Origin of the sequence: Collinsella sp. LCP19S3_D3 (genome assembly GCF_052121455.1) — a bacterium.
Taxonomy (GTDB): domain Bacteria; phylum Actinomycetota; class Coriobacteriia; order Coriobacteriales; family Coriobacteriaceae; genus Collinsella.
Map to the genome: position 1 here is coordinate 64,845 of NZ_JBQKEF010000009.1, position 14,355 is coordinate 79,199.

At 60.5% G+C, this 14,355-nt stretch carries 11 protein-coding genes, 3 tRNA genes and 1 pseudogene; 5 read left to right on the forward strand and 10 right to left on the reverse strand.

Features of this window, described 5'->3' with window-relative positions:
• The first annotated feature begins 5 nt into the window (after positions 1–5).
• Positions 6–455: a VanZ family protein gene (locus ACTQXM_RS05215; RefSeq protein ID WP_441014778.1), complete on the forward strand. Its 450-nt coding sequence runs from the start codon at positions 6–8 to the stop codon at positions 453–455.
• A gap of 113 nt (positions 456–568) precedes the next feature.
• Here the strand turns inward: ACTQXM_RS05215 and ACTQXM_RS05220 are convergent, their stop codons facing one another.
• Positions 569–1,459 (reverse strand): ROK family protein, encoded by an 891-nt coding sequence (locus ACTQXM_RS05220; RefSeq protein WP_441056255.1) that lies wholly within the window; start codon positions 1,457–1,459, stop codon positions 569–571.
• A 140-nt stretch (positions 1,460–1,599) separates the two neighbouring features.
• Positions 1,600–2,781, reverse strand: coding sequence for a pyridoxal phosphate-dependent aminotransferase (locus ACTQXM_RS05225; RefSeq protein ID WP_441537168.1), 1,182 nt, complete (start codon positions 2,779–2,781; stop codon positions 1,600–1,602).
• Positions 2,782–2,946: 165 nt separating this feature from the next.
• Here ACTQXM_RS05225 and ACTQXM_RS05230 point away from each other — a divergent pair.
• From ACTQXM_RS05230 to ACTQXM_RS05240, 3 genes are all read left to right on the forward strand, one after another.
• Positions 2,947–3,023: transfer RNA gene (locus tag ACTQXM_RS05230), tRNA-His, on the forward strand.
• 22 nt (positions 3,024–3,045) lie between these two features.
• Positions 3,046–3,121: transfer RNA gene (locus tag ACTQXM_RS05235), tRNA-Lys, on the forward strand.
• A gap of 43 nt (positions 3,122–3,164) precedes the next feature.
• Positions 3,165–3,240: transfer RNA gene (locus ACTQXM_RS05240), tRNA-Lys, on the forward strand.
• Positions 3,241–3,433: 193 nt separating this feature from the next.
• Here ACTQXM_RS05240 and dinD read toward each other — a convergent pair.
• The 4 genes and pseudogenes from dinD to ACTQXM_RS05260 all read right to left on the reverse strand — a co-directional run.
• A pseudogene (gene dinD, locus ACTQXM_RS05245) lies at positions 3,434–4,180 on the reverse strand (DNA damage-inducible protein D); the annotation flags it as partial.
• 341 nt (positions 4,181–4,521) lie between these two features.
• Positions 4,522–6,048, reverse strand: a complete 1,527-nt coding sequence (locus tag ACTQXM_RS05250) for an FAD-dependent oxidoreductase (RefSeq protein WP_441537169.1) — start codon at positions 6,046–6,048, stop codon at positions 4,522–4,524.
• Between the two features lie 256 nt (positions 6,049–6,304).
• A complete protein-coding gene (locus ACTQXM_RS05255; RefSeq protein ID WP_154518278.1) occupies positions 6,305–7,309 on the reverse strand; it encodes a GGGtGRT protein in 1,005 nt (334 codons plus the stop codon).
• Positions 7,310–7,327: 18 nt separating this feature from the next.
• Positions 7,328–8,062 carry an iron-sulfur cluster assembly scaffold protein gene (locus ACTQXM_RS05260; RefSeq protein WP_006235554.1) on the reverse strand — a complete coding sequence of 245 codons (735 nt, stop codon included), beginning with the start codon at positions 8,060–8,062 and terminating at the stop codon, positions 7,328–7,330.
• A 403-nt stretch (positions 8,063–8,465) separates the two neighbouring features.
• On the opposite strand from ACTQXM_RS05260, the gene ACTQXM_RS05265 reads away from it, so the two are divergent.
• Positions 8,466–9,278 (forward strand): transposase, encoded by an 813-nt coding sequence (locus tag ACTQXM_RS05265; RefSeq protein WP_441535721.1) that lies wholly within the window; start codon positions 8,466–8,468, stop codon positions 9,276–9,278.
• Between the two features lie 633 nt (positions 9,279–9,911).
• On the opposite strand, the gene sufU is transcribed toward ACTQXM_RS05265, so the two are convergent.
• From sufU to sufB, 4 genes are read right to left on the reverse strand one after another with little or no spacing between them, the layout of a single operon-like run.
• Positions 9,912–10,346, reverse strand: a complete 435-nt coding sequence (gene sufU / locus ACTQXM_RS05270) for a Fe-S cluster assembly sulfur transfer protein SufU (RefSeq protein ID WP_427718807.1) — start codon at positions 10,344–10,346, stop codon at positions 9,912–9,914.
• Positions 10,339–11,664: an aminotransferase class V-fold PLP-dependent enzyme gene (locus ACTQXM_RS05275; protein WP_441537170.1), complete on the reverse strand. Its 1,326-nt coding sequence runs from the start codon at positions 11,662–11,664 to the stop codon at positions 10,339–10,341. The genes sufU and ACTQXM_RS05275 overlap by 8 nt, the downstream gene beginning before the upstream one ends.
• The gene (locus tag ACTQXM_RS05280; RefSeq protein ID WP_441537171.1) at positions 11,661–12,932 is read right to left on the reverse strand and encodes a SufB/SufD family protein; all 1,272 of its coding nucleotides are present in this window, start codon (positions 12,930–12,932) and stop codon (positions 11,661–11,663) included. Before ACTQXM_RS05280 ends, ACTQXM_RS05275 begins: the two co-directional genes overlap by 4 nt.
• Positions 12,932–14,344 (reverse strand): Fe-S cluster assembly protein SufB, encoded by a 1,413-nt coding sequence (gene sufB / locus ACTQXM_RS05285; RefSeq protein WP_441537172.1) that lies wholly within the window; start codon positions 14,342–14,344, stop codon positions 12,932–12,934. Before sufB ends, ACTQXM_RS05280 begins: the two co-directional genes overlap by 1 nt.
• Positions 14,345–14,355: the final 11 nt, after the last annotated feature.

A 14,355-nucleotide genomic window follows, 5' to 3' on the forward strand; every position in this document is an offset into this window, starting at 1 on the left:
TCTGCATGATTAAGATCGATCGTAAGTGGGCGGTTGCGGCCTGCGTCATGGTGTTGCTGATCTGGGGCAATTCACTGGTTCCCGGCACGGGGTCCGGCTCACTGAGCTTGGCGATCATGGAGGACGTCCGCGGGTTTTTGCATAGCTTGAGCCTGCCGTATGAATGGGTAACCAACTTTGTCGTCCGCAAGTGCGCACACTTTACCGAGTATATGGTGCTCGGTGTTTTGGTGACACATGCCTTTGATATCGAGGGTCGACGCACTTTTGACAGACTGCTTCCCACGGTGGTTTTTCTGTTGCTGGTCCCCTCAATCGACGAGACGATTCAGTTATTTGTGCCGGGGCGCGCCGGCATGATTACCGACGTGATGATTGACTGCTGCGGAGCGGCTACCGGCGTCGTGCTCCGATATCTCCTCCGATCGCTTGTATGCACCAAAAAGGCCGCCTAGGACGTTTTGCTTGGTCCTAGACGGCCTTGTGCGTTTGGGGGCCCTGCAGGGCGCGATAGCGTTGTCTGCGCGTTATACGAGCCCGGTAATACCGTGTGTCGTTGGTGCACCCTTTACTGGAGCGCCTGTGCGCCAAGGGCCAGACAGCCCATGATGCCCTGCTTACCATCGAGGCTGTTGTTGACAATGTAGGTATCGATGTCATTGACCTCGGGCGTGACGATATAGCCGTTGAGCATCTCGGCGCACTTTTTGCGGGCGAGCGGCACGATGGGGGTGTGGTCGGCTACGCCGCCGCCGATGATGATCTTTTGCGGCGCATAGCACAGCGTGTAGGTCATGAGTGCCTGTGCCAGGTAGCCTGCGAGCAGGTCCATGGCCTCCGGGTCATCGGCCATGTCTCCGGCGCTTTTGCCATCCCAGCGCTTTTTAATGCCGGGGCCTGCGATGAGGCCCTCGAGGCAGTTGTCGTGGAAGGGGCAGCCGCTGTGCTCGCCGATGGTGTCGCGCGGATCGCGCGTGACCAGGATATGGCCGGCCTCGGGATGCATCATGCCGTGCACGAGCTGGCCGCCCGAGAGCACGCCGGCGCCCACACCGGTGCCGATGGTCAGATACACCACGTCGGTGAGGCCCTGGGCGCAGCCAAAGGTGACCTCGCCCAGGCAGGCGACGTTGACGTCGGTGTCGTAGCCACAGGGAATATTGAGCTCGTTTTGGATGGTGCCCAGCAGGTCAAAGTAGCGCCATGCCGTCTTGGGCGTCTCCAAGATCTTGCCGTATTGGGGCGAGGCAGGGTTGACTGCGGTGGGGCCAAAGGCGCCGATGCCCAGCGCGGCGATGCCCTTGTTTGCAAACCATGCGTTGACGGCCTCAACGGTCTCCTGCGGGGTCGTGGTTGCGATCTGCTCACGCTCCAGGACCGTACCGTCTGCATAGCCCGTGGCACAGACCATCTTGGTGCCGCCGGCCTCGAGCGCTCCGATAAGCTGCTGCTCTGCCATAGTATTCCTCCCGCTGGGACGAGTTGTTCCGTGACTAAAGTATAGCGCTTTAAACAAATTAAGAAAGCGCTATAAAAAGAAGCCCTACAACGCGCGTGCGGTGCGGGGCTTCTTTGGGTGCTTTAGTTGCCGGGCCGTCCTTACCCGCGCGGCTTGATTTTATCGCGTAGCGACTTGAGGTTCTCCAGTGCCGCGTTAATCGTCTCGTCTCGCTTGGCAAAGTGGAGGCGAATCAGATGGTTGACGGGCTCACGGAAGAAGCTCGAGCCGGGCACGGCGCCCACGCCCACCTTAGACGCGAGGTCCTCGCAGAAGTCGAGGTCGCTGTCATAGCCAAACTCAGAGATGTCCATCATGACGTAGTAGGCGCCCTGCGGCACGTTATGCTCAAGACCGATGCTATCGAGCCCCTGGCAGAACAGATCGCGCTTGGCTGTGTAGAGATCGAGGACCTCCTGGTAATAGCTGTCGTCGAAATTGAGGGCGGTGACGACGGCTTCCTGCAGGGGGGCGGCGGCACCCACGGTGAGGAAGTCGTGGACCTTCTTGATGCGCTCGGTAATCTGGGCCGGGGCGATGGTGTAACCCAGACGCCAGCCGGTGATGGAGTACGTCTTGGACAGCGAACTGCAGCTGATGGTGCGCTCGAACATGCCGGGCAGCGTGGCCATATAGACGTGCTCGTGGGGCGCGTAGACGATGTGCTCGTACACCTCGTCGGTGATGCAGTAGGCGTCGTACTTTTTGCAGAGATCCGCAATAAAGGTGAGCTCATCGCGCGTAAAGACCTTACCGCAGGGATTGGAAGGGTTGCACAGGACGATGGCCTTGGGGTCGTTGTCGCGGAAGGCCGCCTCGAGTGTCTCGCGGTCAAAGTCGAATGTGGGCGGGTTGAGCGGCACGTAGATGGGCTCGGCACCCGAAAGGATTGTGTCGGCGCCGTAGTTCTCGTAGAAGGGCGAGAAGATGACGACCTTGTCGCCGGGGTTGGTGACCGTCATCATGGCAGCCATCATGGCCTCGGTGGAGCCGCAAGTGACCACGATGTTCTGGTTGGGGTCGATCGGCATGCCCATAAAGTGCTCCTGTTTGGCGGCAAGCGCCTCGCGCATGGCCTGGGAGCCCCAGGTGATGGAGTACTGGTGGTAGAGCGGTTTGGGATCGGTAGCGATGGTGCCCAGGCTCTTGAGCAGCTGCGCTGGGGGATCAAAGTCGGGGAAGCCCTGCGAGAGGTTGACGGCGCCGTACATATCGGAGATGCGCGTCATGCGGCGGATGACCGAATCGGTAAACGTTGCCGTGCGATTGGAGAGTTCTTTCATGCTTGTCCTTTCGAACATCGGGGTGGGGCAAGTTTACTCCTATGGAACCGGTGGGATTTGCTCGAAATGGATCCGAAAAACTCTTTTCAAAATTCTTGAAAATTGGGGCTTGCGTCGCGTGGCGTTCCTTGCAATAATAGTCGAGCGCGAAGCGCACAGGACACGGTGGGTGTAGCTCAGTTGGCTAGAGCGACGGGTTGTGGTCCCGTAGGTCGAGGGTTCGAGTCCCTTTACCCACCCCAGTTCTTGCTTCGTGTTGATATCGGGTCGTTAGCTCAGTTGGTAGAGCAGGGGACTCTTAATCCCAAGGTCCAGGGTTCGACCCCCTGACGGCCCACCACACGATATCTCCTCTAAAGTCCGCTACTACGGACTTTAGCTTTGGGTCGTTAGCTCAGTTGGTAGAGCAGGGGACTCTTAATCCCAAGGTCCAGGGTTCGACCCCCTGACGGCCCACCAAAGCATGTTAAAGCGACTGGCTTCGGCTAGTCGCTTTTTTTGTTGACCTCGCATGGGGTCGAACCCGAAAGGGCGCGGAGCTGAGGAAATGCGTAAACATTTACCAGCGCAGCGCGCAAGGCGCGAAGCGCCGCAGCGGCCGCCTGCGCAGCAGGCCGACCCCCTGACGGCCCACCAAAGCATGTTAAGACGGTCAGCGAAAGTTGGCCGTCTTTTTTGTTGACCTCGCATGGGGTCGAACCCGAAAGGGCACAGACGCTTTACAAGTCGAGCCTGCCCTGGGGGTCGGTGAATCCGTCTGTGCCCCCTTGAGTTTTTTCTCGTCTGCTTTCACGCGACGTTCGAGCTTCTTTGTATCCTCGGCAGGCGGTAGATTCTCGGGGACAATTCCACGGTCGATGAGGCTGCCACGTACGCTTGTGTTATTCTCGACGTGCTCTTGCTTGATCTGGTCCAGACCGTACAGGTCGTGTTCCTCGGCGTTGAAGGCCGTCACCGAGTTCGTAAGGTCCTTTGCTTTGATGAGGACATCGGCTAATCTGTCCGCCAATGCCGCGCTCTTGGGTACGACGAGCTGCTGCTTCATTTCCACCGTGCTTCTGCCGCCGAATAACGCTTCATCGCCCTTCGACTTGATGATCGCGAATCCTTTGGAGTCCATGCCGCGTTTGAACGCAATACCCGAGAGTTGTTTCTCTGAATCGGATAGCGAGTGGCGCGCCTGCAAGCGCTGAATCTCTGCGAAGCGCTGTTCTATGAGCTCTTGGCGGCGCGTCTGCACGGCAAAGTATGCCTGGGCGAGCGCGATCTCTGGCTTGTTTGAATCTCCGTTCTGTCCGATTAAATAGCATGCATAGCGAGTAAGTTTGTAGTCTTTAACCGCGCGAGCGGCGACACCGGCTGTTACCATTTTCGTGGTATCACGAAAATGGGAATCAACTGGAGTTTTGTTTGTTTCGCACGGGACTTTCGCCCTCTTAACAACTTCGGCGAAGTTCTCTCATCGAGTGTACCCCATGGGTTCCATTAAATCGCGTGCGAGCCAATACTCAACGCCGTCTTCCACATTGGCGAAGCTATCAAGTTTGACACGCCACTTCTCGATATCACGACTGTCCACATCTCCTCCCCGCTGGTCTATTGTCTGTGCGGGCTTTGCCTGCTCTGTATTCAGAATAAGGATACGCTGCCTTTCGGACACGAATGGACCCCGTGCCACCTCGAGCTCACGGGGCCCATAGATGTCGATTAGTTGTGTTCTGCTTTAGATGAGTGTCCAGTTTAGTCCGCTCGATAGTGCGATCCGAGGCTTTCGGTCCGTTTGCGCATGGCTTTGACCATTTCCTGTGCTAGTTGAATCTGCGATTGCAGGCGGGCGAGGGCTGCGATTTCGCTGTCCTGGGCTTTCTGCGTGCTCAAGGTCGTTGCCTCCGTCTTCAAGCCCTCAAGCTCGTGTAGTGCCTTGGATAGGCCCCCTTCGGTGCGGTTGATCATGCAGTAGGTGCTCATCGTGTGCTTAAGGCCGCGGGTCAGGCGCTCGGCGTCTGTTGTGGCAATGCCATGCTGGGGGAGGGCGACATCCGCCTTTGGGGCCACCTCAGGTGCATTCTGTGCTGCTTGGGCTGCCGAGGCGCCCGCGATGCGCCCAAACACGATGCCGTTGGCGCTTGACAGGCCACCAATGCGATCGGCCCCGTGCATGCCGCCTGTCGCCTCGCCGCAGGCATAGAGGCCCTCAACGCCCGTGTATGCGGTCTTGTCGATTTTGATGCCGCCATTGGCGGCGTGGGCATACATCGCCACACGCATCTCGTCGGTCGGCGCGATGCCGTGCTCGTCTTGTAGCCAGGTGGCAAAGGTCTGCACAAACTCGGGGACGTCCTCGCGGGGGAAATCGTAGTGGAGCGCCAGACCTTCAGCACCCGCTTGATCGATGGCAAGATCGATGGCGCGGGAGGCCAAGCGCGAGGTGAAGGGACCATATCCGGAGCGTTGCTCAAGTAGATCGTCCAGCTTGTCGTCGGCGATATCGACCGGCTGGTCTATATGTACGTAGCGCCAGGTCTTTTCGTTAAAGACAAGGTTGCGCTTGGGCTCGATGAAGCCCGGCATCATCTGCATGAACTCTATATTAGTGAGCGTTGCGCCGTGTGCCAGCGCGATGGCCTGCGAGGAGCTGAGCACGTCGGCGGAAGTGAGGCTTCGCTCGAACAGGCCACCCGTGCCGCCCGCAGCGATGATGGTGGCCTTGGCTGCCATAGGTACGAGATGCTTGTTTGTGCGGTCGTAGAGTACGGCGCCGATAATCTTTCCGGTTGTGTCCTCAACAAGGTCGATAAGCTCGTGGCGGGGGAGCAGGTGAATGCCGAGAGACTTGATCTGGGCCGCACACGCGTCCTCAAGGGGCTTGCGGGTGAGGCCGCGCCAATTGCGTGTCTTATGGTCAAAGCAGGGGATAAATTGCTTTTGCTGGGCGCTCTCGGCGCTTTGCGGGCGTTGGAGCTCAACACCTAGATCCTGCTCGAGCCATTGGATGGCCTGGGGAATACCGTGGACAAACGTCTGGACGAGCGTAGGGTCGGCGACACCGCCGCCCACGGTCTGGATGGTGTCGATGAGGTCCTGTTCGTCGTCTTCGTCGATGGGGCCAATAAGGCCAAGGCCCCAGGTGCCCGGGAAGAAGCTCGATCCGCTCATGGTCTTGCCGGCGCTTGCGACGGCAACGGTCGCGCCCGCGCGTGCCGCTTCTATGGCGGCACAAAGGCCCGCAATGCCAGATCCTATTACCAGTACATCAGTCGATTCCATCGGATTCCTTTCTCGTCCGGCGCATTTTCGCATGGGTGATCGGCAATGAGGCCGAAAAGACTCGGTAAATCGGTAAAGGGCAAATATGGCAGATGGGCGTTATGGACGCTCTGACGCTCCATCTCATCACATCTCGTATTTCGTCCCAACTGATATATCGGCATTAGCAACCCTGTGGCAGTGCAAACAAAAAGAGCCGCTACCCGGGTGGATAGCGGCTCCGAAGCTCAACTATATGAGCATCGCGCGGGCGCGATTAGGCCTTGAGGGCCTCCTCGACGGCGACAGCGCAGGCGACGGTGGCACCGACCATGGGGTTGTTGCCCATGCCGATGAGACCCATCATGTCGACGTGCGCAGGCACGGAGGAAGAACCGGCGAACTGGGCGTCGGAGTGCATACGGCCCATGGTGTCGGTCATGCCGTAAGAGGCAGGGCCGGCGCCCATGTTGTCCGGGTGCAGGGTACGGCCAGTGCCGCCACCAGAAGCGACGGAGAAGTACTTCTTGCCAGCCTCGATGCGCTCCTTCTTGTAGGTGCCAGCGACGGGGTGCTGGAAGCGCGTGGGGTTGGTGGAGTTACCGGTGATCGAGATGTCGACGTTCTCGTGCCACATGATGGCAACGCCCTCACGGACGTCGTCGGAGCCGTAGCAGTTAACGGCAGCACGGGGACCATCGGAGTAGGGGATGGTCTCGACGACCTTGAGCTCGCCCGTGTAGTAGTCGAACTGGGTCTTCACGTAGGTGAAGCCGTTGATGCGGGCGATGATCTGGGCGGCGTCCTTGCCCAGACCGTTAAGGATAACGCGCAGCGGCTTCTTACGAGCCTTGTTGGCGTTCAGAGCCAGGCCGATAGCGCCCTCAGCGGCAGCGAAGGACTCGTGGCCGGCCAGGAAGGCGAAGCACTCGGTGTCGTCGGAGAGCAGCATAGCGCCCAGGTTGCCGTGGCCCAGACCGACCTTGCGGTCCTCGGCGACGGAGCCGGGAACGGTGAAGGCCTGGATGCCCTCGCCGATGATGGCGGCAGCCTCAGAAGCGTTCTTGGCGCCACGCTTGACAGCGAGAGCGCAGCCGAGGGTGTAGGCCCACTCGGCGTTCTGGAAGGCGATGGACTGGGTGTTGTTGACGATCTCACGCGGGTTGAAGCCCTTGTCGGTGCAGATCTGCAGAGCTTCCTCGAGGGAGGCGATGCCGTTGTCGGCGAGGCACTTGTTGATCTTGTCAGCGCGGCGCTCGTAACCTTCGAACGTAACAGTCATAGTTATTTCCCTCCCTTTCTACTCGTGAACCGGGAACACGCTGGCGACGGAGTGAGTCTCCTCGTCGGTGCGCGGGTCGATGTACTTGGCAGCGTTCTCCCACTGACCATAGTGGCCCATGGCGCCAGCGATGGCCTCCTCGGGGGTCTTGCCGGCCTTGACGGCGTCGGTGAACTTGCCGAGGTTCAGGAACTCGAACGCGATAATCTCGTTCTTGTCGTTGAGAGCCATGCGGGTGACGTAGCCCTGAGCGAGCTCGAGGTAACGAGCGCCCTTGGCCTTGGTGCCGAACATGGTGCCGACCTGAGAGCGAAGGCCCTTGCCGAGGTCGTCGAGGGAGGCGCCCACGGGCAGGCCGCCCTCGGAGAACGCGGTCTGGCTGCGGCCGTAAACGATCTGCAGGAAGATCTCGCGCATAGCAACGTTGATGGCGTCGCAGACGAGGTCGGTGTTGAGGGCCTCGAGGATGGTCTTGCCGGGAAGGATCTCGGAAGCCATGGCAGCAGAGTGGGTCATGCCCGAGCAGCCGATGGTCTCAACGAGGGCCTCCTCGATGATGCCGTCCTTGACGTTCAGCGTGAGCTTGCAGGCGCCCTGCTGAGGTGCGCACCAACCCACACCGTGCGTAAGACCGGAGATGTCGGAAATCTCCTTAGCCTGGACCCACTTGCCCTCCTCGGGGATGGGTGCGGGGCCGTGGTATGCACCCTTGGCAACGGGGCACATGTTCTCCACTTCCTGTGAGTACTGCATGCCTCTCCTCTCTATCGTGTTGGCGTCCCGTCTGGAGGTCGTGGCTGGTGATTGCCGGGCGACCCTTCGAAAGGGACATGACATGCAGCCCCTATAATACCGCGAAATGCACGGAATATTCGGCGAACGGCGCAGTTTTCGTAACGAGAAGCGCGGAACTTTTAATTGAAACGATTTAACAAGCTTGGTTGCGGTTATGCGATACGTTATAGGGGGTCAGCTTTGGTCAAGTATTTGGTTAGTTCTTGCCCCTGTTGCGGTGTCTAGCCTGTGGTTATGATGCCACTCGCCGTCGGTTTGCCGCCTTTTACCGTCGACGGGTGCCATTTTGCGTGAATGTTTTGATGGCACGTTTCAATCGTGATGTATTGGATGGTAAGCAGGTCCCGGCGAAGGGAGCGCCATGCAGCGCGTTTGGAAAACGATAACCGGTTTTTACCATGTCTGTGCCCGCGGTATGGGTAGTCAGCTGATCTTTGAGAGCGACGAGGACCGGTGGGAGTTTTTGGAGCTGATGCGCGACTGCTGCCGCGATGCCCAGGTAACGATTGTGGCGTGGTGCCTCATGGGCGACCATGTTGATCTGGTACTTTTGGATTATGAGGACAACATGAGTGCAGCCATGCAACGCCTGCTGTTGACGTATGCTCGTCGGTTCAATAAGCGTACCGGGCGTTCGGGCTGCCTGTTCCGGGAACGTTTTGAGCGCTGTTCGCTCGATACCGACCGGCATGTGATGGAGGCTGTTCGCTCCGTTCACGCCGATCCGCAGGATGCGGGCATCAACCTAATTGAGCGGTATCCCTGGAGCAGCTTCGCGGAGCATCTGCGCGTTTACGACGGTGACGAGGCAGATGCTACGAGGGGATTTTCCGATCCTTCTTGCGTGCTTGAGCTTTTTGGTTCTGCCAAAGCCTTTATTGCCTATTCGCTTTCGACGCCCGACGGCGGCGATCCGGCGATGCGCGATTTGGTAGAGATGGAGTTGGAGCGGCGCGCCTTTGCCGACGAGTTGGCGAAGGGATGCGGGGTTGCGCTCCGGGGGGTTAAGGCGGCGCCGCCGGCGCAGCGCAATATCGTTATTCTTGGCTTGCACGATGCTGGTTTTACGGTGCGCCAGATTGAGCGGTATACGGGGATAAGCAAAAGTACCGCTTCTCGTATTGTGCGCGCCCGTGCTCGAACGGCGGTGCGGACTGATGACAGCCTGGGATAGGGCTGTCTGCCCACTGGGACCATCATTCTAAATGCTTGGACGTTAACTACACTTCTAAAAATGCATAGAATGATTGCCGTCTTGCATAAAACAATAGCTCAGTCCGGTTTTGCCTGTGCCTACCCCCGTCCACGCCGTGCAAAAAGCGGAGTTTTCAGCATCGTAGTGCTGTCGGAACTGCTATAACCTTGCAACTTGCGGGCCCCGAGACAATTATTTGTCTGCCAATACGCCCCGAAGCACGCGTTTGCGTCCCCGTAGACCGTAATGCCTGTTCTAAAACGCAATATATACGCGCCCGAAGGCGCTAATTTATGCTCGTGATTTGTATGCACATAGCTTGGCGTGCTGAAAACTCGCAAAAATGCACGCCGCACCCTATGGGACCCGTCTGCGGCAGGCAGGAGGCGAGCCGGAGCCTAGTAGGACGGTGCCTGGCGCTTTGCTCGGCGTGCCCCGTGGCCCTGTGGCAAGCCTTTGGTACTGTGAAAAACGCTTGTGCTTGCGGTTGGCCGTGCGATAAATGACAGATTGGGCGCCGGAAGCGTGGCTGCACGTGCGCTCGTTATGAAAAAGCCGAGCCGCCCGTATCGGGCGGCTCGGCAATCAAAAACCTTGGATTCGGGGCATCCGTTACTGGTTAGCCTGACCCTCGAGCATGCCGTCGAGAGTTCGCCAGGCGAGCTCGGCGCATTTGACGCGGGCGGGCATGTGTGAGATGTCCTGGAGCTGAGCGGCCTCGTCTAGGTCTTCCAAGTCTTCCTCGGAGAGCTCCTCGCCACGGATCATGGCGAGGAAAAGCCCTGCCAGACGACGAGCCTCCTCGACCGTTTCGCCCGTGATGAGGTCGGCCATGATGTCGGCGCTGGCCTGGCTGATGGCGCAGCCGTGCCCGGTAAAGGAAGCCTCCTCGATCACATCGTTCTCGACACGCAGCTGCAGGGTGAGTTCGTCACCGCAGCTGGGGTTGATGCCGTCGTGCTCGTGCGTGGGGGCATCCATCTCGTACTTGTAGTCGGGGTGCGAGTTGTGCTCCATAAACGTGGTGGAGGTGTACAGATTACCCATTGAACGTGCTCCAAACGTGATGCAGGCCTGCGATGAACTTATCGATATCGGCCTTGTCGTTGTAGAAGGCCACGCTGGCGCGGCAGCAGGCAAGGTTCTCGACGCCCAGCCAGGTGAGCAGCGGCTGCGCGCAGTGGTGACCGGCACGGATGCAGACGCCGTCCATGTCCATGATGCTCGCGACGTCGTGAGGGTGGATGCCCTTGACGTTAAAGCTCACGACTCCGTGGTGGTTGTCCCAATAGATGGAGCCGATGATCTGGACAAAGTCGAGCTGCATGAGCTCGCCCATCAGGTAGTGGACGAGTGCCTGCTCGCGGGCCTGGATGTTTTCGTAGCCCACCGTATTGACCAGGTAATCGAGCGCCGCACCCGTGGCGAAGATGCCGGCGGCGTCCTGCGTACCGGCCTCGAACTTCTCGGGGACGGGCGCCCAGACGGCGTCCTGCTCGGTGACCGAATCGATCATCTCGCCACCGGTAAGCATGGGCGGCATGGCGTTGAGCAGATCCATCTTGCCCCACAGCACGCCGATGCCCATAGGGCCCATGGCCTTGTGCGCGCTAAAGGCAAAGAAGTCGGCTCCCAGATCGGCCACATCGACCGGCATGTGCGGCAGCGACTGCGCGCCGTCGACGACCAGATAGCCGCCGTACTTGTGCACGAGCTTGCCGAGATTCTTGACCGGGTTCTCGACGCCCAGCACGTTAGAGACCTGACCCACGGCCAAGATTTTGGTCTTGGGGCCCACCTTGGATAGAACCTCCTCGGTCGTGAGCTGACCGGTCTTGGTGGGGTAGAGGTAGACGAGCTTGGCGCCGGTCTCTCGGCAGACCTGCTGCCACGGGATTAGGTTGGAGTGGTGCTCCATGATGGTGATGACGACCTCGTCGCCGGGTTCGAGCACCGTGGGCGCAAAGCTCTTGGCGACCAGGTTGAGCGACTCGCTCGTGTTGCGGGTGAAGACGATCTCATTAGCCTGGGAGGCGCCGATGAGGTCGGCGATCTGCTGACGCACCTTCGCGATGGCCTCGGTGGCCTCGACGGACAGCGAGTACAGGCCGCGCAGGGGGTTGGCGTTCATGCGCTGGTAGAAGTCACGCTCGGCGTCGAGCACGCAGGCGGGGCGCTGCGCGGTGGCGGCGCTATCGAGGAAGGCGATCTCGGGGTGCTGCTGGAACAGCGGGAACTGCGCCTTGTAGGGGTTGGTCTCGATGTCGACGGTAGGCCAGCCGCGCGAGGCCTCATCGCTGGCGTCGAACTCCATGGGCTCGGGGGCAGTACAGGTATCGCATTTAACGTGCTCGGTGTCGATCATGCGAGCTCCTCCTCAAAGTTATCGATCAGGTTGTTGCCCAAGCGGACGACGGCGGCGTGGATGCGCTCGTCGGTCGCGGAAAGTGCGGCGTCCTCCAGCTTGGCACGGATGAACAGGTCCTCGGCGGCATTTTGGTCAAGGCCGCGGCAGGCGAGGTAGAACAGCTGCTCGTCACGGACGTGGCCGATGGTGGCGCCGTGGTTGCCGGCGACGTCGTCCTCGTCGCAGAGGATGACGGGAACGGTCTTGTTGTCGACGCCCTTGTTGGCCAAGAGCACCGTCTCGCGCTCGGTGCCGACAGCACCCTTGCAGCCGTGCACGAGGTCGATGGTGCCGCGGTAGACCTTCTTGGACGTGCCGGTCAGCACGCCGTTGGCATCGATCTCGCACTCGGTCTTGCGGCCGCGGTGGCGCAGCTCGTAGTTAAAGTCGCGCACTTGTTCGCGAGCACCCAGGTAATCGGTGTCAATCGTCACCTTGGCGGTATCGCCCAGCAGGTCGCCGGCAAGGCCGGTGGCGCTGGCACCGGCACCCAGTACGGTGTGCTGCACGTTGACGCGCGCGCCCTCGTCCAGGAACAGGCCGGTGTCGTCGAGCGCGATCCAGCTGTCGTCGAGCGTCTGCGTGCAGGTCACGTTGACGATTGCGTACTCGTGAGCACACACCCGCAGCACGGAGCCCACGACGCCTTCGCCGGCAACGGGGGAGTCCAGAGCGATCTGCAGGTCGAGCGTTGCCTGCGGGCGGGCGACGACATCGATGGCGGCGATGGCAGCGGCGGCGTCGACGCCGCTCACGCGCACGGTAACCGTGGCACGGCCGTAGGCGGGCACGTCGATGACGATGCGCTTGGTGGCATGGTCGGCCAGATAGGTGTAGGCGGCCTCGCCCATGCCGGTCTCGAAGGCCTCGGCGGGGGAGAGCTCCTCCTCGAGCGTGATAGCGCCGGCCTGGTAGACGGAAGTGGCAGGCACGTCGAGCTCGGTCTCGGGCGTGATGCGGGCGCGGTCGGCGGCGTCGCCGGGGGCAGAGGCGCGGCGCTCGGGGAAGCGCTCGGCCATGGCGTCCATGGCGGCGTCGAAGGCGTCGGCCGCGCCATGGATCTGCTCGTCCAGGCCCTCGACCTCAACGGCCTCGGCGGGAGCGGCGGCAAGTTCGTCCGAAAGCTCGAGCTTGGTTTGGTTCATCTTGAGCCAACCCCAAGTGGCAGCCGGCATCGCGTTGACCTGCTCGAGCGTGGTGGCAGCGGTGTTGGTGGTCTGTTTCATTATCCGATCGCTCCTTCCATCTCGAGCTTGATCAGGTTGTTCATCTCGACGGCGTACTCCAGCGGCAGCTCCTTGGAGACCGGGTTGGCAAAGCCGTTGACGATCATGGTGCGGGCCTCTTCCTCCGAGATGCCGCGGCTCATCAGGTAGAACACCTTGTCGTCGCCGATGCGGCCGATGGTGGCCTCGTGGCCGATATCGACGTTTTTGGCGCGGATGTCCATGGCGGGGATGGTGTCGGAGCGGCTTTGGTCGTCGAGCATGAGCGACTGGCAGCTCACGGTTGCCTTGGAACCCTCGGCCTTAGGCGTGGCCACGATGGAGCTGCGGAAGGTCTGGATGCCGCCGCTCTTGGAGATGCCCTTGGTCTCGACGGTCGCCGAGGTCTCGGGCGCGTTGAGTACGACTTTGCAGCCGGTATCGAGGTTCTGGCCGGCGCCGGCAAAGGTGATGCCGGTAAAGCTCGAGCGGGCGCGGCGGCCGTTGAGCACGCTCATGGGGTAGAGGTAGCCCACGTGGCTGCCGAAGGAGCCGCTGATCCACTCGATGTCGCCGTCCTCGTCCACGCGCGCACGCTTGGTGTTGAGGTTATACATGTTCTTGGACCAGTTCTCGATGGTCGAATAGCGCAGGTGTGCGCGCTTGCCTACAAAGAGCTCCACAGCGCCGGCGTGGAGGTTGGCCACGTTGTACTTGGGTGCGGAGCAGCCCTCGATAAAGTGCAGGTCGGCGTCGTCCTCGACGATGATGAGCGTGTGCTCAAACTGGCCGGCGCCCTTGGCGTTGAGGCGGAAGTAGCTCTGCAGCGGAAAATCGAGCTTGGTGCCCTTGGGCACGTAGACAAACGAGCCGCCCGACCATACGGCGCCGTGCAGGGCCGCAAACTTGTGGTCGGTGGGCGGGATGAGCGTCATAAACTTCTCGTGGATGAGCGGCTCCCACCGCGGGTCGTGCAGGGCCTCCTCGATGCCGGAGTAGACGATGCCCATCTTGGACGCCGTGTCCTGCATGTTGTGGTAGACGAGCTCGGAGTCGTACTGCGCGCCGACGCCCGCCAGGTAGCTGCGCTCGGCCTCGGGGATACCCAGGCGCTCAAAGGTGTTCTTGATGTCGTCGGGCACCGACTCCCAGTCGTGCTTTTGGTCGGTGTTGGGTTTGACGTAGGTGACGATGTCGTCCATGTCCAGGCCCTCGATGGAGGGGCCCCACGTTGGGTCGGGAAAACGGTTGAAGATCTCGAGGGACTTGAGGCGCAGGTCGAGCATCCACTGCGGCTCGTCCTTTTTGGCGCTGATCTCGCGCACGATGTCGGGCGTGATGCCGGCGTCGAGACGCTCGAATCCCTCCTCGCCATAGGTAAAGTCGTAGAGGCTGCGGTCGATGTCCGCGACCTCGGTGCGGTTCTTGGTCATTGCGTCGCCCC

Bases quoted from the DNA above. Each gene is read 5' to 3' on its own strand.
- ACTQXM_RS05260 (WP_006235554.1), bottom strand. From the start codon at position 8,062: ATGCAGTACTCACAGGAAGTGGAGAACATGTGCCCCGTTGCCAAGGGT.
- ACTQXM_RS05225 (WP_441537168.1), bottom strand. From the start codon at position 2,781: ATGAAAGAACTCTCCAATCGCACGGCAACGTTTACCGATTCGGTCATC.
- ACTQXM_RS05255 (WP_154518278.1), bottom strand. From the start codon at position 7,309: ATGACTGTTACGTTCGAAGGTTACGAGCGCCGCGCTGACAAGATCAAC.
- ACTQXM_RS05215 (WP_441014778.1), top strand. From the start codon at position 6: ATGATTAAGATCGATCGTAAGTGGGCGGTTGCGGCCTGCGTCATGGTG.
- ACTQXM_RS05220 (WP_441056255.1), bottom strand. From the start codon at position 1,459: ATGGCAGAGCAGCAGCTTATCGGAGCGCTCGAGGCCGGCGGCACCAAG.
- sufU (WP_427718807.1), bottom strand. From the start codon at position 10,346: ATGGGTAATCTGTACACCTCCACCACGTTTATGGAGCACAACTCGCAC.
- sufB (WP_441537172.1), bottom strand. From the start codon at position 14,344: ATGACCAAGAACCGCACCGAGGTCGCGGACATCGACCGCAGCCTCTAC.
- ACTQXM_RS05250 (WP_441537169.1), bottom strand. From the start codon at position 6,048: ATGGAATCGACTGATGTACTGGTAATAGGATCTGGCATTGCGGGCCTT.
- ACTQXM_RS05275 (WP_441537170.1), bottom strand. From the start codon at position 11,664: ATGATCGACACCGAGCACGTTAAATGCGATACCTGTACTGCCCCCGAG.
- ACTQXM_RS05265 (WP_441535721.1), top strand. From the start codon at position 8,466: ATGCAGCGCGTTTGGAAAACGATAACCGGTTTTTACCATGTCTGTGCC.
- ACTQXM_RS05280 (WP_441537171.1), bottom strand. From the start codon at position 12,932: ATGAAACAGACCACCAACACCGCTGCCACCACGCTCGAGCAGGTCAAC.